Raw genomic sequence first — 19,461 nt, forward strand, 5'->3', positions numbered from 1 at the left:
GGCGCGGTGCCCCCGTCCGGAGACGGGCGACACCGCGCCATCGACAGCTACGGGTGATCAGGCCTTGTCAGCGCCCTCGGTCTCGGGTTCGGGCACGAAGTCGATGCCTGTCTCCTTGCGCTGCTCCGGCGTGATCGGGCCGGGTGCATCGGTCAGCGGATCGACACCGCCACCGGACTTGGGGAACGCGATGACCTCGCGGATCGAGTCCATCCCGGCGAGCAGCGCGGTGATACGGTCCCAGCCGAAGGCGATGCCGCCGTGCGGGGGCGCGCCGTACTTGAACGCCTCGAGCAGGAAGCCGAACTTCTCGTTCGCTTCCTCCTCCGAGATGCCCATCACCTTGAACACCCGTTCCTGGATGTCGGGGCGGTGGATACGGATCGAGCCGCCACCGATCTCGTTGCCGTTGCAGACGATGTCGTAGGCGTACGCCAGCGCCGAACCCGGATCGGTATCGAAGGTGTCGATGTACTCGGGCTTGGGCGAGGTGAACGCGTGGTGCACCGCGGTCCACGCCGAATGACCGAGGGCCACATCACCGCTCGCGGTCGCGTCGGCCGCCGGCTCGAACAGCGGGGCGTCGACCACCCACACGAACGCCCATGCGTTCGGATCGATCAGATCGAGCTTGCGGGCGATCTCGTCGCGGGCGGCGGCGAGCAGTGCACGCATCTGCTTGGTGGGACCGGCGGCGAAGAAGATGCAGTCGCCGGGGTTCGCGCCCACGTGCGCGGCGAGACCCTCGCGTTCGGCGTCGGTGAGGTTCTTGGCGACCGGACCGCTCAACGTGCCGTCCTCACCGACGAGCACGTAGGCGAGACCCTTGGCACCGCGCTGCTTGGCCCACTCCTGCCATGCGTCGAGCTGACGACGCGGCTGGCTCGCGCCACCGGGCATGACGACGGCACCGACGTACTCGGCCTGGAAGACGCGGAAGGTGGTGTCCTTGAAGAACTCCTTGCACTCCACGAGTTCGATGCCGAAACGCAGATCCGGCTTGTCGGTGCCGAAACGGCGCATGGCCTCGGCGTAGGTCATCCGCGGGATCGGGGTCTCGAGTTCGTAGCCCACCAGGCGCCACAACGCGTGCAGCACCTCTTCGGCGAGGAGGATCACGTCGTCCTGATTGACGAACGCCATCTCGATGTCGAGCTGGGTGAACTCGGGCTGACGGTCGGCGCGGAAGTCCTCGTCGCGGTAGCAGCGGGCGATCTGGTAGTAGCGCTCGATGCCACCGACCATGAGCAGCTGCTTGAACAGCTGCGGGGACTGCGGCAGAGCGTAGAAGTTACCGGGCTGCAGGCGGGCCGGGACCAGGAAGTCGCGCGCACCCTCCGGCGTGGAGCGGGTGAGGGTCGGGGTCTCGACCTCCACGAACTCGTGGTGGGCGAGCACCGCGCGGGCAGCAGCGTTGACCTTGCTGCGCAGACGGATGGTCTTGCCCGGCTTCTCGCGACGCAGATCCAGGTAGCGGTACTTCAGGCGCGCTTCCTCGCCGACCTGATCGTCGAGCTGGAACGGCAGCGGGGCGGCCTCGTTGAGAACCACGAGCTCGGAGGCGTCGACCTCGATCGCACCGGTCGGGATCTCGAAGTTCTGGTTGCCCTCGGGGCGGACCTCCACCTTGCCGGTGATCCGGACGCAGTACTCCGCGCGGAGCCGGTGCGCCTGCTCGAGGACGCCGGCGCTGCGGAAGACCACCTGCGAGACACCCGAGGCGTCGCGCAGGTCGATGAAGATGACCCCGCCGTGATCGCGTCGCCGGGCAACCCAACCGGTGAGGGTGACTGTCTGCTCGGCGTGCTCGGCTCGCAACGAGCCGGCGAGATGGGTGCGCAGCACGGAATTCCTTTCGAAACGATCAGCGACGGGTTCGTCGGCTGTAATCCTACGAAAGACACGATCGGCCCGAGCGCACCCGTACCGAATAGTTCGTGCCAAGCTTGTCCGAATCCGACGAACACAGGAGAAAGCGGCGGCGATGACGTTCAGAGAAGGTGCACGCATGGATGCGGGCCGTGTCCGTACCGGCGGCGGTGGGCGTGGCGGAAAGCTCGCTCTCGGTGGCGGGGCCGGCGGCCTGATCGTCATCATCCTGGCGCTGCTGTTCGGCGGCGATCCGTCCTCGCTGCTCGGCTCGGGAATGCCCGACACCTCCGGCGATCCGCAAGCCGAGAGCGCACTCGAACAGTGCGAGGTCGGTGGCAGCGCCGCGAACGAGAACGTCGACTGCCGGGTGCTCTACACCGTCGGGTCGCTCGACTCGGTGTGGGAGCAGCAGTTCGCGACACAGACCGGCGTGGCCTATGTGCAGCCGGAGGTCGAGATCTTCACCTCGGCCACGTCCACCGGTTGCGGCAACGCCACCAGCGACATCGGGCCCTTCTACTGCCCGGCGGACCGGACCGCCTACTTCGACACCAGCTTCTTCGACGAACTCGAGACACGGTTCGGCGCCAGTGGAGGTCCGCTCGCGCAGGAATACGTCGTCGCCCACGAGTTCGGGCACCACCTGCAGAACCAGCTCGGCGATCTCGGTCGCGCACAGGCCGACCCGCGCGGCCCCGAATCCGGCGCTGTCCGTACGGAACTGCAGGCCGACTGCTACGCCGGGGTGTGGGCCTACCATGCCGACAAGCTGCCCGAGCCGACCACCGGAGAGCCCTTCCTCGTGCCGCTCACCGACGCCGACATCCGCGACGCACTGTCGGCCGCGTCGGCCGTCGGCGACGACCGGATCCAGCGGGCCGCCACCGGCCGGGTGAACCCGGAGGGATGGACTCACGGGTCGTCCGAGCAGCGTCAGGCCTGGTTCCTGGCCGGATACCGCACCGGCCGGGTCGACGCGTGTGACACCTACTCGGCACGCGATCTCGACAACCCGCCGGCACTGCGCTGAGTTCCGCGGTGTCGTGAACCGCAGAGCGAGCGCCGGGACGCCGTCACGCGACGGTGACGGTCATGTTCGCGCGGTCGGCGACCAGGTCGGCATGCTTCCGCATGCGCAGCGAGATGGGCCAGGTACCGGCGCGGCGCGCCTTGAAACAGAAGACCCGCTCGCCGGTCCCTCCCGGCAACGGGTTCTTCGACGGCAGGAATCGGATGTCGCGAAGGACGAGCCCCTCTCCGACCCTCGACGTCGACCAGCAGTAGTCCCGGGAGGTGTTCTCAGGGAGATGCAGTTCGATCGTGTCCCCGACACCGACCGTGACATCCTTCGGACCAGTGGCGATGTGCTTCATGACCTCAGGATAGCCCGCGAATGTGATTTTCCTCACTCTCGTGACCATGGCGCTAGCACACCCGTCGCGACCGCGATGTGTGATGGGACACAAAACGGGGCATTCGTTCTGCATGCACGAAGAACGAGCCGGAATCACACGCAGCGACGCGGTGATGGGAGGACGCCTTCTCGCTCTCGCACACGAGAACGGCTACAGCGAACTGACCGAAGAGGTCGCGGCGCTGGTGTCGAGCCCCGGTTCGAACCCGCCGTCACAGATCACTCCCCCGCTCTACGGGAACGTGCTGAGGTGGACGGTCTCGACGATCGCCGACGTCGTCGTCGACAAGATCGGCCCGCAGGTGCGTGGCGACGAGAGCTTCGAACTGACCATCCGGACCGAGAGCGGCCGTCACGTCCGGCCGGAGGAACTCCCGCAGCCGGAGAGCACCGTGATGAAAGCGGTCGTCGACGCGCTCGCCGGCGACTCGGTCGCGGCCCGCAGCGAACTCGACGAAGTGGTCTTCGCCATGGACTGGGCGTCGCAGATGGAAGCGCTGGTCGAGGCGGTGCTCTGGCTCGACCGGCTTCTCGACACCCCGGTACCGGACGGGAACGACACGCCGCCCTGGTGACCCCCATACGCGGATGGGCGTGAACGGCGAGCGATGCCCGCCTTCACTCCCCTGACCCCCGAGATACTCACGGCCTCCGTCGCCGATCGCGCCGAGGCGCTCACCGGAAGCGTGTGCATCGCCGTGAGCGCACCGGACGCGGCAGACCCGGTGGAATTCGCACAGCGTGTCGCGACGGAACTGAGAACGCGGGGCCGCGCAGCGGACGTCGTCGACCTCCACGATTTCGTCCGGCCCGCATCGCTCCGACTCGAGCACGGACGGACCGATCCGTACAGCTACCGCCACGACTGGTTCGACTACGCCGCGGTCGACCGAGAGGTGCTGCGCGCGGTACACGAACATCGACGATGGCTTCCGCGGCTGTGGGACGAACGCACCGACCGTTCGGCGCGCGAGCGCCCGCGTCGAGCGGCGGAGGACCAGATCCTCGTCGTCGCCGGCCCTATGCTTCTCGGCCGTGGTCTCGACTTCGATGTCACCGTCGTCCTGACGATGTCCCGGGGCGCGCTCGAAAGGCGCACGCGCCCCGAGGATCACTGGACGATCGACGCGGTGCTCGAACATGACGCGGTGCTCGAACATGCAGGAGCGGACGCGGACGTCCTGGTGCGCTACGACCACCCCACCCGCCCGGCAGTGCGGACGCGATCCGACTGAGCGGTCCTGCCGTCGCGGATCATCGCCCCGATCGAGGCTTGGCCAGGACCCGGTGAACCGCCGAGGTCACCGCGTCGGGCGCCACCGTGCCGAAGACCGCCATGGATTTCGCGAGCACGGAGCCGGGCACCACAGTCGCCTCGCCGCGCATCAGAGCGGCATAACCGTCGCGCGCGACGTGCGCAGGATCGTCCTTGGGCGCCTTCCCGAGGATCGTGTCGAGCATCCCGGCACGTGCGAAAAAGTGGGTGTCGGTGGCACCGGGGAGCATCGCGGTGAGCGTGACCCCGCTACCGTCGAGTTCCTTGCGGACGCCGTCGGTGAAGGACTGCACGAAGGCCTTGGACGCGTTGTACACGGCCTGGTAGGGGCCGGGCATCTTCGACACCACCGACGAGGTGACGAGCATCCGGCCCGAGCCCGCCCGCAGCATGTCGTTCAGCAGCAGGTGCGCCAGATGCACCGTCGAGCGCACGTTGACGTCGACGATCGAGAGGACGTCCCCGAGCTCTGCGTCGACGAACGCCCCGCCGATCCCGACACCGGCGTCGAGCGCAGCCGCCGCCGGGACGCGACCTCCGGCCGTCGCAGCCTCGTGGACCGCCCGGACCCCTTCCGGAGTCCTCAGATCCGCGTGGACCGACACCACCTCCGCGCCGGACGTCCGCAGGTCTGCGGCGACCTCGTCCAGAGTGTCCGATCTCGCCGCGAGCACGAGGTCGTATCCGTCGGCCGCGAACAGGGCCGCCAACTCCCGGCCTATGCCTCGCGATGCTCCGGTCACCAGAGCGAGGGGTCGAGCGTCGTTCATATCTCCTCCTCGGCACGTCTGGCTCGCGGGTACCCACACCCCGCCGGGTCGACACGGCGCCGGGATCTCGCAACAGTTTGGGGCGGGCACGTCCTCGGGTAAGCGGAGGGCACCCTGCGCGCGCAGTCCCTTCCGAGTTCTGGAGTCCACTTGCAGCACAAGATGTATCGGTCGTCGTCCGACATTGCATCGGAGGATGCACGCGAGGAACTCTGCGCCGCCGCGCAGAAGGTGTTCGGCTGGGACACGCTGCGTCCCGAACAACTGGACGCGATGGTTCCGCTGCTGGGCGGACGCGACGTCCTCGCCGTGATGGCCACCGGCTCCGGGAAGTCCGCGATCTATCAGGTGCCCTCGCTGCTGCTACCGGGGGTGACGGTCGTCGTCTCGCCCTTGATCGCGCTCCAGAACGATCAGATCGCCGGTCTGGACCACTCGGAGGCACCCGAGGCGGTCGCGATCAATTCGCGCCAGTGCGAGTCGGAGAACGAGGCGAACTGGCGGGCCGTGCTCGAACACGATGCCGACTACGTCTTCCTCGCCCCCGAGCAGCTCACCAAGGACGAGGTCCTGGAGCGTCTGAGAAGCGTGGAGGTCTCGCTCATCGTCGTCGACGAAGCGCACTGTGTCGCCATGTGGGGCCATGACTTCAGGCCGGAATATCTACGCCTGGGAGACGTGGCCGAGGCCCTGGGCCGGCCACCCGTCGTCGCGCTCACCGCCACCGCCTCACCCCCGGTCCGCGAGGACATCGTCGAGGCGTTGCGCATGCGGGATCCGCTCGTCGTCGCCGGTGGTTTCGACCGCCCGAATCTCGACATCGAGGTGCGCAGGCACACTGACGACGGCGAGAAGCGACGCGCCGTCGTCGAGGCCGTGGCGTCCCTGCCCGGTCCCGGCATTCTGTACGCCGCGACCCGCAAGGACACCGAGCGATACGCCGAGGCCCTGCGTGAACGCGGGATCGACGCGTGCCCGTATCACGCCGGGATGCGCGCGGCCGAGCGCGGGGACGTTCACCTCGGATTCCTCGACGGTCGCTGCGATGTCGTGGTGGCGACCTCCGCCTTCGGTATGGGCATCGACAAGCCGGACGTGCGTTTCGTCGTGCACGCCTCGATACCGGACTCGGTCGATTCCTACTACCAGCAGATCGGGCGCGCCGGACGCGACGGGGAGCCGGCCACCGTCCTGATGTTCTACCGTCCCGAGGATTTGTCGCTCGCGACCTTCTTCACCACCCACAACCCCGACGAGGAGCTGATCGGCCGGGTGTTCTCGGCGGTCCGCTCCGCGTCGCCGATGAGGCTCGGACGGCTGCGTACCGAGCTCGACGTGCGGGGGCGGAGACTGGCCAACGCGGTGAACCTGCTCGAACGGTGCGGAGCGCTCGTCTCCGGCCGGCGTGGACTCTCCGCCGCCGACATCCCCCGACGGAAGGCGGTCGAGCACGCACGCGAGACGGCCGCGTCGGGCGAACGACTGGACCGATCGCGGGTCGAGATGATGCGGGGCTACGCCGAGACTCGCGGTTGCCGCCGCCGGTTCCTGCTCGGGTACTTCGGCGAGACGCTGTCCGACCCCTGCGGCCGGTGCGACACCTGCCGGGACGGCGCGTCCGACGAGGTTGCGACGGTATCCGTGCTTCGGGGCGCCGATACTGCCCCGGCGTACTGCGAGACGTCCGTGTTCGCCCCGAACACGCATGTCGTGCATGCCGAGTGGGGACCGGGAGTGGTGATGACCTGCGAGCACGATCGCGTCACCGTCCTGTTCGACAGCGAGGGCTATCGGACACTGTCGCTCGATGCAGTCGCCGAGTCGGGGGTGCTGAAGGTCGACGACCCCGCACCGGCAGAGCCCGTACCTGCCCATGCCGAAGAACCCGTGGCGTGAGGGGCCACGGGTTCTTCCGGATCCCGTCATCACGACGGGTGGGTACGGATTAGGGGCGAACCGTGCCCGGGGTGGTCCGCGTGCGTGTCAGGAGCACACCGAGCGCGATCATGCCCACACCCAGGACGAAGTGCAGCCAGTCGTCCGCGGAGTTCACCGGCACGAAGTTGGCGCCGCTGTCCTTGTCGATGATCAGGCCGTAGATCCAAAGCACCAGGTAGATCGCACCGCCGATGATCAGGAAACTGCGGGCGGTTGCCACGGCCCGGGCCGCAGCGAGCCCCAGGACACCGAACAACAGGTGCACGATGTTGTGCAGGATGGAGACCTGGAAGATCCCCAGGAGCATGGCTTCGGAATGATGGCCTGCGCCCGAGAGTTGATCGTAGTCCGACGTGACCCCCGGGATGAAGCCGAGGATGCCCACCAGGAGGAAGACAGCGCCCACCACGAGCGCCGCAGTCTGCACCGGTGTTGCCGTCATCGAGCCACGGCCGGGGCTTGGGGTTCGAGAGGTCATGTTCCGCGTCCTCTCACCGAACGTCCGTTCGGGTCGAGTGGTCCGAATTACATTCCCCGGTTAGCCGTGACCGAACGAACCCAAACGTCGGTTTCCGTGTTCGAGGATGGAGGTCGAGAACGGCGGCCGAGGGCGGGTGCGGCACTCCACCCTCTGGCCGGACGGACACGACCGTGTCCGGACACGACGAAGGCCCGCGGGATCAACCCGCGGGCCTTCGAGTCTGCGAGGCTCAGGCCTGGCTGCTGCCGAACGCATCGCCGGCCGCATCAGCAGAACCGGTGAAGAAGTTCAGCACGTCGAACAGGTCGGACAGGTTACCGAAGAGGTCGACAAGGAACTCGAGTGCAGGCACGGGCTTCTCCCATCAATGGAACGACATCGAAGTTGTGACGACTCGCGTCGACACGCGATTCAATTGTTACCTGCATTCGACAGCTGCGCAGCGCGAAGAATTGTAATCCGGAACACAAATCGGCCCTAGCAGGGGAAATATGGAGAGTTCGGTGAAAATCGGCCCGATATGTCGTATTATTCGGGGAGTTTCCAGGCCGGACAATACGGCCTATTCGGGGAAGATTCCCATATTACAAGATCGCCTTGTGACCATATCTCCACCCCGCGGGGGGAACTTCCGCCGGTGTCCGTTCGTCCTATCCTGTAAGTACACCTGCCCACCCGACCCCGAGGGAGTCATGAAACGCCCCAAGCGAAAACCTCGAAGACCCGTCCCGCCCAGATATGACGCTCTGCTCGTCACCCGAGCCCGGTCCCCGAAGTGCTGACCGCCCTCGGAATCGCGGCCGGCATTCTTGTCGTTCTCGCCATCACTGCACTGACCGGCTACTTCGTCGCGCAGGAATTCGCGTACATGGCCGTCGACCGCTCCCGCCTGAAGGCCCGCGCCGAAGGCGGTGACTCGGCTGCAGCCCGCGCACTGGCGGTCACCCGCCGCACCTCCTTCATGCTTTCGGGCGCTCAGCTCGGCATCACCGTCACCGGCCTGCTCGTCGGCTACGTCGCGGAACCGCTGATCGGTAGCGGTCTCGGCGAACTGCTCGGCGGGGTGGGCATCCCCACCGCGGTGGGTGTCGCCGTCGGCACCGTGCTGGCCGTGCTCTTCTCGACGGTGGTCCAGATGGTCTTCGGTGAACTGGTACCGAAGAACCTCGCCATTGCCCGTCCCGAACCGGTCGCACGCCGCCTCGCCCTGTCGACGAGCGCCTATCTCGCCGTCTTCGGATGGCTGATCAAACTCTTCGACGCGTCGTCGAATCTCCTGCTGCGGGCATTGCGCATCGAGCCGGTGCACGACGTCGAGCACTCCGCGACACCGCGCGACCTCGAACACATCGTGGCCGCGTCGCGCGAGACCGGCGAACTTCCGCCGGAATTGTCCACCCTCCTCGATCGAATCCTCGAGTTCCCGACCCGGACCGCCGAACACGCGATGATCCCGCGGTCGCGGGTCGACGTCGTCGAACTGGACGAGCCGGTCGCCACCATCCTCGACAAGATGAGCGAGGGGCACACCCGATACCCCGTGGTGGGCACCTCGTCCGACGATCTGCGCGGTGTCGTGCACCTGCACGACCTCCTCGGCCTCGACACCCCGACGGGCACGGCCGCGGGGGTCTGCCGCCCCCCCGTGATCGTGCCGGCCACGCTGGCACTGCCGGAGGTTCTCACCGAACTGGCCCGGGCCGAGGACGAGATGGCACTGGTGATCGACGAGTACGGCGGGTTCGCCGGCGTCGTCACCCTCGAGGACATCGCGGAGGAACTGGTCGGCGAGATCGCCGACGAGCACGATTCTGCGATGGCCGCCGAGGTCATCCGCCCCGAGGGCGACGGCTGGATCGTCCGCGGCGACGCACACATCGACGAGGTGGCCCGCACCCTCGACCACGAACTGCCCGAGGGCGACTACGAGACGCTCGCCGGCTTGGTCATCACCGAGTTCGGTGGCCTCCCCGAGGTGGGTGACACCGTCCGGATCACACTGGATCCGGATCCCGCCGAACTGCTGAACGGGGACGGCCCGATCCACAGGACCCTGGTGGCCGAGGTACGCGACATCGACAAGCACGTGCCGTCGTCCGTGCGCGTGACCGTTCTGACGGACGAGGTGACCGGCAATGAGTAATCCTGTGGTCGTCGCGGTGGTGACGATCGGCCTGATCGCCGCCAGCGCGTTCTTCGTCGCGGTCGAGTTCGCGCTCATCGCGGCGCGACGACACCGACTCGAGGACGCAGCGACGTCGAGCCGCTCGGCGCGGGCCGCCCTGCGCAGCGCGTCCGAACTGTCAGTGCTCCTCGCGGGATCCCAGCTCGGTATCACGGTGTGCACGCTCGCACTCGGTGCGACGACGAAACCCGCGGTGCACCACTGGCTCACGCCGTTGTTCGAGAACTGGGGCGCGCCGCTGTGGCTCGCGGACGTGGCCGGCTTCGTCCTTGCGCTGATCATCGTGACGTTCCTGCACCTCGTCGTCGGCGAGATGGCACCGAAGTCGTGGGCGATCGCCCACCCGGAGAAGTCCGCCACGATGCTGGCGCTGCCGATGCGCGCGTTCATGTGGGTGACCCGGCCGTTGATCGTCCGGTTGAATCATATGGCGAACTGGTGTCTGCGAAAGGTCGGTGTGGACCCGGTGGATCAGGTCGCCGAAGGTCAGGATCCCGATGCGCTGCGGCACCTGGTCGAGCACTCGGCCACCGTCGGCACGCTCGACGAGCGCTATCACGGGCACCTGAGCAGCGCGCTGGAGCTCGAGACGCTCACGCTCGGCGAGATCGTCACGCCGCAGGCCGAGCCGAGCAGCGTGAAGCCGACCTCGACGGCCGTCGAGATCCGTGAGACGGCCCATCGCACCGGGCACCTCCGGTTGCTCGTGCGCGACAACGGCCACGTGGACGGTGTCGTGCACGTGCGCGACAGTCTCCAGGCCGCACCCGGAACCACGGCGACCGAACTGATGCGCCCCGCGCTGACGATCGACGCCGCGACGCCGGTCTACGAGGCGCTGACGACGATGCGGGAGACCAGGAACCATCTGGTCACCGTCACCGAGAACGGACGGATCGTCGGATTGATCACCCTCTCGGACGTCCTGGCCCGGCTGCTGCCGATGAGCGGCGCCACGAGCTGACGTACCGACGTCAGGCCCGTCCCGGATCTCCGGGACGGGCCTGACGTCGTTTCCTGCCCCGGCCGGGACCGTTCAGGAGTGTCCGAGTGCGGCGTGCATCTCCCAGACGATGATCTCGGCGCCGGTGGCTGTGGTGAGCTGTCGGCCGCCACCTCCGGCGATCCGCGCTGCGTCTCCTTGGGCGAGAGGTCCGGCTCCCTCGAGTGCGGCTTCGCCCCGGGCGACGAAGAGGTGCACGAAGGGTGCGTCCGGCAGCGTCACGGGGCGATCCGGACGCATCCGCGCGACGTGCATGGCGGCATATCTGTTGCGGATGCGGATGGCGGAATGGTCGGCGTAGGCGTCCATTCCGGATGCGACCGGCACGAGTCCGCCGGAGAGCAGTTCGTCGTCGATCTCGAGTTGTTCGTAGCCCGGCTCGATCCCGGCTTCGTCCGGCAGCACCCACATCTGCACGAACCGCACCGGTTCGTCGTGCTCGGCGGCATACGACGCAGTGGCACCGGGATGACGCCACGAGTCGTTCTTCTCGGAGTGGAGGATCCCCGAGCCCGCGCTCATGCGCTGCGCGAGACCCGGGTAGATCACCCCGGAATGCCCCGTCGAGTCCTGATGCACGAGCGATCCGCGGAGCACCCAGGTGACGATCTCCATGTCGCGGTGCGGGTGAGTGTCGAAACCGCTTCCCGGGCGGACGATGTCGTCGTTGTTGACCATCAGCATCCCGAAATGCGTGTTGTCGGGATCGTAGTGGTGGCCGAACGAGAAGGAGTGCCTCGAATCGAGCCAGTCGATCTTCGTGTGGAGGCGGTCGTCCGCGCGGCGGACGTCGAGAATCGGTGCGGTGCTCATGCGGGGTCCTGTGTCGGGCAGTTCGGATCGGCGGTGGGCGGATTGCGGCGGGGGCGGATACGCGCCTGGGGCAGGGGCGGCGCCGGGAGACGCTCGACCCTCCCGGTGTAGCCGGAGACGCGGCCGAACCGATCGCACCCGCGTTCCCAGGCGTCCCGGTAGGCGACGATCTCGTCGTGGTCGCGGCCGACGAAGTTCCACCACATCACGATCTCCTCGCCGAGGGGTGTTCCGCCGAGGAGGACGATACGTGCGGGTTCGTCGGTGGTGTTGGTCAGTTCGAGGGCCGGCACGCCGGTTCCGGTGTAGCCGAGGGCGGCTCGCGTGAGCACGGTGCCGAACAGCGCGACCGTACCGGTGTCGACGAGCACCCCGTGCTCGAACGACGGGTCGACGTCAAGGGTGATGCTCGCCGCGGGGTCCAGGACGATCTCTGCGCCGAGCAGCGGGGTGTACGTCGTCACGGGCGACTCCTCGCCGGCGAGCGAACCGAGGAAGACCTTGACCTCTGCACCGGGCACCCGAACGACCGGCGGCACGTGGTGCTGGAAGTCGCGGGGCGCATCGCGATGTGCGTCGGGCAGGGCCACCCACAACTGCACGCCGTGCAGTGTCGTGGTCGCGGAGGTGGAGACCTCGGAGTGACAGATTCCGTGGCCTCCGGTCATGAGGTTCAACTCCCCCGGCCGGACCATCGCGTGCACGCCGTGACTGTCGCGGTGTTCGATCTCGCCGGTGAACAGCCACGACACCGTCTGCAGACCGGTGTGGGGGTGCGGTGCGACGTCCATGCCGCCGGTGCGGGAGACGTCGTCGGGGCCGTAATGGTCGACGAAGCACCACGCGCCGATCAGCGAACGCTGCCGTTGCGGAAGCGTACGGCGCACGGGCATGGCCCGGGGGCCACCGAGCGGGACCTCACGCGAGGTGATGATCTCCACGCGGGGGCGGAGCGGGTCGCGGATGGGGAGGTCCTCCGTCCGGCAGCGGATCTCCTCGGGACGGGTGTCGGTGTTGCTCATGCCGCTCGACTCCTCTCGGTGGTCCGTCGGTCGACCCTATCCATTGTGTCACATTTGATTGCGCAGTCAACTAACGCGGGTACACTGGGGATCATGGGAGACGCGAAGTGGCTCAGCGACGACGAACAGCGCCTGTGGCGCGCCTATCTGGATGCGACGCGCCTGCTGTTCCAGAATCTCGACAAGCAGCTACTGCGGGACTCCGACATCTCCTTCACCGACTTCGAGATCCTGGTCCTGCTGTCCGAGGCACCCGACCGCCGGATGCGCATGCGCGACCTCGCGGACGCGAGCACCACGACCCGCAGCGGCATCACCCGCGCCGTCTCCCGCATGGAGAACGCGGGGTGGGTGCGGCGCGTGGAGTGCGAATCCGACCGACGCGGCGCGTGGGCCGAACTCACGGACGTCGGCTACGCGAGACTCGCCGAGGCGGGTCCCGGCCACGTCGGGGCGGTCCGCGAGAACATGTTCGACCTGCTCTCCCCCGCCGACATCGCCCCCATGACCGAGGTCTTCGCCCGCATGCGCGATCGCATGATCGACGGCAGACGGTAGGCCTCCGCCCCGAAGCGAACTCCGCCCGCACCTCCGGAGCGGGACGTCGATCGGATCACGGATATGTTGACCGGGTCACAGCCACGACCTCCGAAGGCGGTACCTCCCATGCGGCACGACCCGCGACGCACCTCGCTCGACCTGTATCCGTTGCAGCGCACGATCACGCCCCTGTTCGGCGACACCGACGCGCTCGGGCACATCAACAACGTCTCGATCGCCCGCTACTTCGAGCAGGCCCGCGTCCTCGTCATGGAGGCCGTGTCGTCGACCTTGGGCGATACCTACCCCTTCGAGCGTGCGGTACTCGCGAAGATCGAGATCAACTTCCTGGCCGAGGTGTTCTATCCGCACGACATCGTCATCGCCACCGGTGTCCACCGCATCGGGACATCGTCGGTGGTGATCGGCTCGGCCCTGTTCCAGCACGGCCGGTGCGTCGCGCTCGCCGACTCGGTGGACGTCGGCACCGCCGCCGAAGGCGGCTCGCAACCGATCTCCGAAGCATCGCGCGTGGCGTTCGAGAAGGTCCGGCTCGCATACGACGACTGACGCGCCGCCCACGAACTGTCTCAGAACAGGGTGAGCGCCGCCTCGGGTTCGGGGACGCGTTCGTCGGCGCGCAGCGCACCCCTCTCCTCACGCCGAGCGGACGCCCGGACCCCGAGGCGGTGACGTTCGAGCAGGGGCGCGACCCGCTCGTCCAACCACTGCGAGTACTCCGGAGCAACGTACGCGCCCCGTCCGTAGAGGCGGCGATAGCGTCTCATGAGGGCAGGATGCTCCTGCGCGAGCCACGACAGGAACCACCCGCGGGTCGAGCCGCGCAGGTGCAGCGGTATTACGGTGACCCCCGACGCGCCGGCGGCGGCGAGGGAGCCGAACAGCGTGTCGAGGTGCTGTCGCGAGTCGGTGAGGAAGGGCAGCACCGGAGCGACCATGACGTGGCACGACAATCCGGCGTCGACGACCGCCTTCACGAGATCGAGACGGGCCTTCGGTGACGGCGTGCCCGGTTCGATGTGCGCGGCCAGTTCGGGATCGCCGATCGGGAGCGACACCGCGACCGACACATCGACCTGACCGGCCGCCAGCGACAGCAGCGGAAGATCGCGGCGCAGCAGCGTGCCCTTCGTGAGAATGGAGAAGGGGGTGCCGGATTCGGCGAACGCCCGGATGACTCCGGGCATCAGCCGGTAGCGCCCCTCTGCCCGTTGGTAGGGATCGGTGTTGGTACCGAGCGCCACGTGTTCCCGGGTCCAGGATCGTCGCGCGAGTTCGCGGCGCAGGACGGCGGCGACGTTGGTCTTGACGACCAGTTGCGAGTCGAAGTCGTGCCCGCCGTCGAGATCGAGGTACTCGTGCGTGGGCCGGGCGAAGCAGTACCGGCAGGCATGGGTGCAGCCCCGGAACGTGTTGACGGTGTACCGGAACGGCAACCGGGAGGCCTCCGGCGTCCTGTTCAGCGCGCTCTTGCACAGCACCTCATGGAAGGTGACTCCCTCGAACTCCGGGGTGCGGACACTACGGACGAGACCGGCCCGTTCGAGGCCCGGCAGAGCTCCGTCGTCCGCATCCACAGTCTGACCCGCCCACCTCATACCCCCAGTCGAACATGTGTGCTATTCGCTGTCAACAGATCGTTCGGCATCGTGGTCGATCGGACGGAGCGCACTCGCGGTGCAACGAATGCATCGGCATTCCCATCCGTTCATCCACAGGCGGCCGAGGGTCCGGTGGCTCGCCCGGTGCGCTCGAGTTACAGTGCTCGCCACACTGATCTTCGATGGGGGGTTCGATGAGCGGTCTGTTTCCCGGTGCCGGAATCCGGGTGGTGCCCGATGGTATTCGAGCGTTCGGGGCCACGAATCTTCGTGCGGCCGAGCAGGTGGCGCAGGCGGGGACGTTCGATCTGCAGGCCAACATCTCCGCGTTGAGTCCGGCTCTGGGACTCATCGGCGGAGAGTTCCTCGCGGTGTTCGCCGCGGCCCAATCCGAGCACACCAGTGCCGTCGCGCAACTGTCGTGGGCCTACGCGTCCAACGGCATCGCAGCACACGAGGCGGCCACCGGTTACGAAACGACCGACACCGGAACGGCTTCGGCGCTGGCCGACGCTGCGGGAGGACTGTGATGCAGGGATCGGTCATCGACACCGCAACACCCGCAGCGTCACCGACCGTTCTCGACGCTCTCCGCGCGTCGCCGATCGGACCGGTCCTCGACGCACCGCTGCCGGTACTTCCGGAACCCGTTCTTCCCGAGCCGGGTCTGCCCGTCCTCGAGGCGAATTCGATCGTCGAGCTGCTCGAATCGATTCCGGTACCGGTGCTGCCCGATCTCGAGACGATCGTGCGGCCGCTCACCGAACTCTGCTCGATGTTCGGCACCGGTATCCTCGACTCGCTCGATCCGTCGGCGATCCTGCAGCAGGGGTCGCGTCTGCTCGAGACCGCCACGATGCTCGGACGCAGTGCGCTGCACGCACTTCCGGAGTCGTGGGAGGGAGCAACGGCCGACGAGGCCGCAGGTCACGGTGTGCGCGCGCAGCAGTCGGCCCTCGAACTGGCCGACCGCGGCGACCGGATCGGCGACGTAACCCGCGCCGCCACGGCGACCGTCGAACGCGGCAACATCGAATTGACCGGCATCGCACAGTCGTTCGTGACCACGGCGATGGCGGCCGCACCGGCTCTCGCGACGCCGCCGGGCCAGGTCGCCCTGTTGGCGTCCGCCGCGCAGCATCTCCAGGCTGCCCTGGCCGTCGTTGCGCGTACCCGGGGCGAGCTGACGGTCCACACCGCCGCGATGACGGCGCTGACCACGCCGATTCCCGTGCCCGCGCCGGTGGCCGTGGCCGGCGTGCAGGAGATGCGCACGGTCGCCACGGCCGCAACCGATGTCGCGTCGAGTGTCGCAGCGCCGTTCACGGCCGCCGCGCACGCCGCGACCACTCCCACCGCCTACGCGGCGACCGCGCCCACCGCACACGCGGCGGTTCCGACCGTCGGTGCGGCGGTCGCGGGATCGGCCGGAACGGTGTCGGCCGGAGTGGTCACCGGTCACGGCACCGCGGGGGCCGCGTTCGGAACTGCGGGTGTGCCTGCCGCCGCTCCGATTCCGACCGCCCCGGGCTCGGGCGGGAGTACGCCGGCCACGACCGGCGCGAGCGCGATGGGAAGGGCACCCTCGACCGGCGGGATGGTCCCCGCGACGTCCGCTCGCGGGTCCGACGACGAGGAGCACCGCTCCCCCACCCGTCTGCTGAGTGCCGCCGCGGAGGGCACCGAGGTCGTCGGCGAACTGCCGTTGGTCGTTCCCGCCGTGATCGGTTCGCACGACGACCGCTGAGCATTACTCGTCGATCGGACGAGCCTGTCAGTCGACGAGGGAGGCGACCTCGTGGTCGGTCAGCGTCGTCTGCGGCACCCGGCCGGCGCCGCGCGCGAGTTCGATCGCCCGGTAGAGCGGGCGTTCGCCGAGCGCGGCGTCGCGGGCCTCGGCCCGCAACTGTTCGACGAGCACCGACGAGATCGCCGCCGCCGGAGCGATCTCGCTGGTGGCGAGCGCATCCGCGAGCTTTCGCAGGGCCAGCACGTCGAGTTCGCGACCGCCGCCGTTGGCGTACAGGGCGAGCGGGACCGACACGAGATTGTGCTCACCGTCGTTGACGCGCACGACGGCCTGCGATACTCCGCCCACCCGGACGATCAGTTCGACACCGGCGAGTCGCGCGAGATCGACACTGCGCGACCGGAACGCCCCCGACAGCGTGACGACGGTGCCGCGCAGCAGCAGGTGCCGACGCGTGGCCAGGAACGCACCGACGGCCGGCGGCACCGCGAAGACGGCCCCGACGAGCAGCGCGACCCATCCGGGCGCGACGATCCAGACCAGAACGCCGAGGACGACGCCGACGGCGAGCGCGAGCAGCGCGATCCTGCGGGCGCGTGGCCGGAGCAGCCGGGACGGGATCAGATCGAGCGGGACGGCGGCACCGTCCCGGTCGTCATGCGCCGGCAACGACCTCACCCACACGGGCGACGACGTCCGTGAGTGCAACGCTGTGCTGCTCGCCGTTGCGCAGATCCTTGACGACGACCTCACCTGCCTCGAGTTCGCGGTCACCGAGCACGAGCGCGACGACGGCACCGGACTTGTCGGCCGCCTTCATGGCGCCCTTGAGGCCGCGCCCACCGTATGCGAGGTCGACGCGGACACCCGCGGCGCGCAGTTTGTGCGCGATGGGCACGAGGGCGACCTTGGCGGCGTCGCCCATCGGCACCCCGTACACCTCGCACCGCGCGGGGCTGCCGGCGGTCTTGCCCTCGGCGGCGAGCGCGAGAACCGTGCGGTCGACGCCGATCCCGAAACCGATGCCCGAGAGCGGCTGGCCGCCGAGCTGTTCCATGAGCCCGTCGTAGCGGCCACCACCACCGATGCCGGACTGGGCGCCGAGCCCGTCGTGGACGAACTCGAAGGTGGTCTTCGTGTAGTAGTCGAGGCCGCGCACCATGCGCGGATTGACGACGTACGGGACGCCGATCGCGTCGAGGTGGGCGAGTACCTCGTCGAAGTGTGCGCGAGCGGTGTCCGAGAGATGGTCGAGCATCAGCGGCGCGTCGGCGGTCATCTCGCGGACCTCGGGGCGCTTGTCGTCGAGCACGCGCAGCGGGTTGATCTCGGCGCGGCGGCGCGTCTCCTCGTCGAGCGGGAGGGCGAACAGGAACTGCTGCAGCTTCTCCCGGTACTGCGGACGGCAGGTCTCGTCGCCGAGCGAGGTGATCTCGAGGCGGAATCCGTCGAGTCCGAGCGACCGGAATCCTGCGTCGGCAACCGCGATGACCTCGGCGTCGAGCGCGGGATCGTCGATGCCGATCGCCTCGACGCCGACCTGCTGGAGCTGACGGTAGCGGCCCGCCTGGGGGCGCTCGTAGCGGAAGAACGGCCCGGAATAGGACAACTTCACGGGGAGCTGACCGCGGTCGAGACCGTGCTCGATCACCGCGCGCATCACGCCTGCGGTGCCCTCGGGACGCAGCGTGACCGAGCGCTCACCGCGATCGGCGAAGGTGTACATCTCCTTCGTGACGACGTCGGTGGACTCGCCGACGCCGCGAGCGAACAGGCCGGTGTCCTCGAAGATGGGCAGTTCGACGTGCCCGTACCCCGCCAGGCGTGCGGCACGGGTCAGACCGTCCCGCACCGCCACGAACTCCGCCGACTGCGGGGGAACGTAATCGGGCACACCCTTCGGCGCCGAAAACGTGGAGGCCTTGCTCACTGGTACTGCCTTCTCTCGGGATTCTCTCGGTTGGTCACCGGACGGATCGCGGTGTTCGTGCCGTCAGCGGGATTCTGCCAGGCCGGTGAGGAAGGGATTCGACTCCCGCTCCTGCCCGATCGTGCTCGCTCCGCCGTGTCCGGGGAGGATGTTGGTGCCGTCGTCGAGCACGAGCAGCTTGCGCGCGATCGAGTCGAGCAGTTGCGCGTGGTCGCCGCCGGGCAGGTCGGTGCGGCCGATCGACCCCTGGAACAGGGTGTCGCCGGTGAGCGCGACGTTCAGGGCGGCCCCGTCCGGGGTGGTGGTGCGCGTGCGCAGGACGACCGAGCCGCGGGTATGTCCGGGCGTGTGGTCGACGACGAACTCGATTCCGGCGTGTTCGATCTCGTCTCCGTCGCCGAACTCCACGACCTGCTGCGGTTCGACGAACTCGACGCCGTCGAGGAAGGGGGCGAGGCTCGACCCCATGCCCTGCAGCGGATCGGTGAGCATCATCCGGTCGTCGGGGTGGATGTAGACGGGGATCCCGTACCGGTCGGCCACCGGCTGCGCCGACCACATGTGGTCGAGGTGACCGTGCGTGAGCAGCACCGCCCGGGGCGTGAGATCGGATCCGGTGAGGAACTCCACGAGCGGCTCGGCGGCGTCCTGGCCGGGATCGACGATGACGCACTCCTTCGCGTTGTCCTGCGCGAGGATGTAGCAGTTGGTCTGGAACATCCCGGCAGGGAATCCGGTCACGAGCACGAGCATCGCTCCTACGGGTGGAAGCCTTCGAGGTCTCCTACAGACTATGCGTTGCGCCCTGCCCGCGGGTTGCCGGTCCCGGGTGGCAGACTCGGGTC

The 19,461-nt window shown here is 68.3% G+C and carries 21 protein-coding genes; 10 read left to right on the plus strand and 11 right to left on the minus strand.

Going from position 1 to position 19,461, the window contains the following annotated elements:
• Positions 1-57: 57 nt before the first annotated feature.
• Complete coding sequence (aspS, locus tag BLV31_RS15195; protein WP_064060280.1) at positions 58-1,845, minus strand: aspartate--tRNA ligase; 1,788 nt, start codon at positions 1,843-1,845, stop codon at positions 58-60.
• A gap of 139 nt (positions 1,846-1,984) precedes the next feature.
• Between aspS and ypfJ the strand changes: the two genes are divergently transcribed.
• The gene (ypfJ, locus tag BLV31_RS15200; RefSeq protein WP_064060279.1) at positions 1,985-2,902 is read left to right on the plus strand and encodes a KPN_02809 family neutral zinc metallopeptidase; all 918 of its coding nucleotides are present in this window, start codon (positions 1,985-1,987) and stop codon (positions 2,900-2,902) included.
• Between the two features lie 43 nt (positions 2,903-2,945).
• Here the strand turns inward: ypfJ and BLV31_RS15205 are convergent, their stop codons facing one another.
• Positions 2,946-3,245: a protease inhibitor I42 family protein gene (locus BLV31_RS15205; protein ID WP_006551419.1), complete on the minus strand. Its 300-nt coding sequence runs from the start codon at positions 3,243-3,245 to the stop codon at positions 2,946-2,948.
• A gap of 112 nt (positions 3,246-3,357) precedes the next feature.
• Between BLV31_RS15205 and BLV31_RS15210 the strand changes: the two genes are divergently transcribed.
• Positions 3,358-3,861 carry a hypothetical protein gene (locus BLV31_RS15210; RefSeq protein WP_064060278.1) on the plus strand — a complete coding sequence of 168 codons (504 nt, stop codon included), beginning with the start codon at positions 3,358-3,360 and terminating at the stop codon, positions 3,859-3,861.
• Positions 3,862-3,894: 33 nt separating this feature from the next.
• Positions 3,895-4,521, plus strand: a complete 627-nt coding sequence (locus tag BLV31_RS15215; protein ID WP_006551417.1) for a nucleoside/nucleotide kinase family protein — start codon at positions 3,895-3,897, stop codon at positions 4,519-4,521.
• Positions 4,522-4,540: 19 nt separating this feature from the next.
• Here BLV31_RS15215 and BLV31_RS15220 read toward each other — a convergent pair whose 3' ends face one another.
• Entirely contained in the window at positions 4,541-5,332 is a 792-nt protein-coding gene (locus BLV31_RS15220) for an SDR family NAD(P)-dependent oxidoreductase (protein ID WP_064060277.1), read from the minus strand.
• Between the two features lie 162 nt (positions 5,333-5,494).
• Here BLV31_RS15220 and BLV31_RS15225 point away from each other — a divergent pair, with 162 nt between their 5' ends.
• The gene (locus tag BLV31_RS15225; protein ID WP_064060276.1) at positions 5,495-7,228 is read left to right on the plus strand and encodes a RecQ family ATP-dependent DNA helicase; all 1,734 of its coding nucleotides are present in this window, start codon (positions 5,495-5,497) and stop codon (positions 7,226-7,228) included.
• Between the two features lie 49 nt (positions 7,229-7,277).
• Here BLV31_RS15225 and BLV31_RS15230 read toward each other — a convergent pair whose 3' ends face one another.
• Positions 7,278-7,712: a DUF4383 domain-containing protein gene (locus BLV31_RS15230; RefSeq protein WP_060653197.1), complete on the minus strand. Its 435-nt coding sequence runs from the start codon at positions 7,710-7,712 to the stop codon at positions 7,278-7,280.
• A 268-nt stretch (positions 7,713-7,980) separates the two neighbouring features.
• Positions 7,981-8,103: a hypothetical protein gene (locus tag BLV31_RS25720; RefSeq protein ID WP_016933989.1), complete on the minus strand. Its 123-nt coding sequence runs from the start codon at positions 8,101-8,103 to the stop codon at positions 7,981-7,983.
• A gap of 423 nt (positions 8,104-8,526) precedes the next feature.
• Between BLV31_RS25720 and BLV31_RS15235 the strand changes: the two genes are divergently transcribed.
• Positions 8,527-9,894 (plus strand): hemolysin family protein, encoded by a 1,368-nt coding sequence (locus tag BLV31_RS15235; protein WP_006551412.1) that lies wholly within the window; start codon positions 8,527-8,529, stop codon positions 9,892-9,894.
• Complete coding sequence (locus BLV31_RS15240) at positions 9,887-10,900, plus strand: hemolysin family protein (protein WP_170318499.1); 1,014 nt, start codon at positions 9,887-9,889, stop codon at positions 10,898-10,900. Before BLV31_RS15235 ends, BLV31_RS15240 begins: the two co-directional genes overlap by 8 nt.
• A 72-nt stretch (positions 10,901-10,972) precedes the next feature.
• On the opposite strand, the gene BLV31_RS15245 is transcribed toward BLV31_RS15240, so the two are convergent.
• Both BLV31_RS15245 and BLV31_RS15250 read right to left on the minus strand, forming a co-directional pair.
• A complete protein-coding gene (locus BLV31_RS15245; RefSeq protein WP_006551410.1) occupies positions 10,973-11,752 on the minus strand; it encodes a pirin family protein in 780 nt (259 codons plus the stop codon).
• Entirely contained in the window at positions 11,749-12,774 is a 1,026-nt protein-coding gene (locus tag BLV31_RS15250; RefSeq protein ID WP_064060274.1) for a pirin family protein, read from the minus strand. The genes BLV31_RS15245 and BLV31_RS15250 overlap by 4 nt, the downstream gene beginning before the upstream one ends.
• A 93-nt stretch (positions 12,775-12,867) precedes the next feature.
• Between BLV31_RS15250 and BLV31_RS15255 the strand changes: the two genes are divergently transcribed.
• Together BLV31_RS15255 and BLV31_RS15260 are read left to right on the plus strand one after the other, a co-directional pair.
• Positions 12,868-13,332, plus strand: a complete 465-nt coding sequence (locus tag BLV31_RS15255; RefSeq protein WP_006551408.1) for a MarR family winged helix-turn-helix transcriptional regulator — start codon at positions 12,868-12,870, stop codon at positions 13,330-13,332.
• A gap of 108 nt (positions 13,333-13,440) precedes the next feature.
• Positions 13,441-13,884, plus strand: a complete 444-nt coding sequence (locus BLV31_RS15260; protein ID WP_006551407.1) for an acyl-CoA thioesterase — start codon at positions 13,441-13,443, stop codon at positions 13,882-13,884.
• 20 nt (positions 13,885-13,904) lie between these two features.
• Here the strand turns inward: BLV31_RS15260 and BLV31_RS15265 are convergent, their stop codons facing one another.
• The gene (locus BLV31_RS15265) at positions 13,905-14,933 is read right to left on the minus strand and encodes an Rv2578c family radical SAM protein (protein WP_024100755.1); all 1,029 of its coding nucleotides are present in this window, start codon (positions 14,931-14,933) and stop codon (positions 13,905-13,907) included.
• 197 nt (positions 14,934-15,130) lie between these two features.
• Here BLV31_RS15265 and BLV31_RS15270 point away from each other — a divergent pair, with 197 nt between their 5' ends.
• Positions 15,131-15,466 (plus strand): type VII secretion target, encoded by a 336-nt coding sequence (locus BLV31_RS15270; protein WP_006551405.1) that lies wholly within the window; start codon positions 15,131-15,133, stop codon positions 15,464-15,466.
• Positions 15,466-16,683: a hypothetical protein gene (locus BLV31_RS15275; RefSeq protein ID WP_064060339.1), complete on the plus strand. Its 1,218-nt coding sequence runs from the start codon at positions 15,466-15,468 to the stop codon at positions 16,681-16,683. Before BLV31_RS15270 ends, BLV31_RS15275 begins: the two co-directional genes overlap by 1 nt.
• A gap of 27 nt (positions 16,684-16,710) precedes the next feature.
• Here the strand turns inward: BLV31_RS15275 and BLV31_RS15280 are convergent, their stop codons facing one another.
• The 3 genes from BLV31_RS15280 to BLV31_RS15290 all read right to left on the minus strand — a co-directional run bounded on the left by BLV31_RS15280 (position 16,711) and on the right by BLV31_RS15290 (position 19,363).
• Positions 16,711-17,355 (minus strand): hypothetical protein, encoded by a 645-nt coding sequence (locus BLV31_RS15280; protein ID WP_170318498.1) that lies wholly within the window; start codon positions 17,353-17,355, stop codon positions 16,711-16,713.
• Positions 17,342-18,616 (minus strand): histidine--tRNA ligase, encoded by a 1,275-nt coding sequence (gene hisS, locus BLV31_RS15285; protein ID WP_006551401.1) that lies wholly within the window; start codon positions 18,614-18,616, stop codon positions 17,342-17,344. The genes BLV31_RS15280 and hisS overlap by 14 nt, the downstream gene beginning before the upstream one ends.
• Positions 18,617-18,679: 63 nt before the next feature.
• Positions 18,680-19,363 (minus strand): MBL fold metallo-hydrolase, encoded by a 684-nt coding sequence (locus BLV31_RS15290; protein WP_183079234.1) that lies wholly within the window; start codon positions 19,361-19,363, stop codon positions 18,680-18,682.
• Between the last annotated feature and the right edge of the window lie 98 nt (positions 19,364-19,461).

It is taken from the genome of Rhodococcus pyridinivorans (assembly GCF_900105195.1).
Lineage (GTDB): Bacteria > Actinomycetota > Actinomycetes > Mycobacteriales > Mycobacteriaceae > Rhodococcus > Rhodococcus pyridinivorans.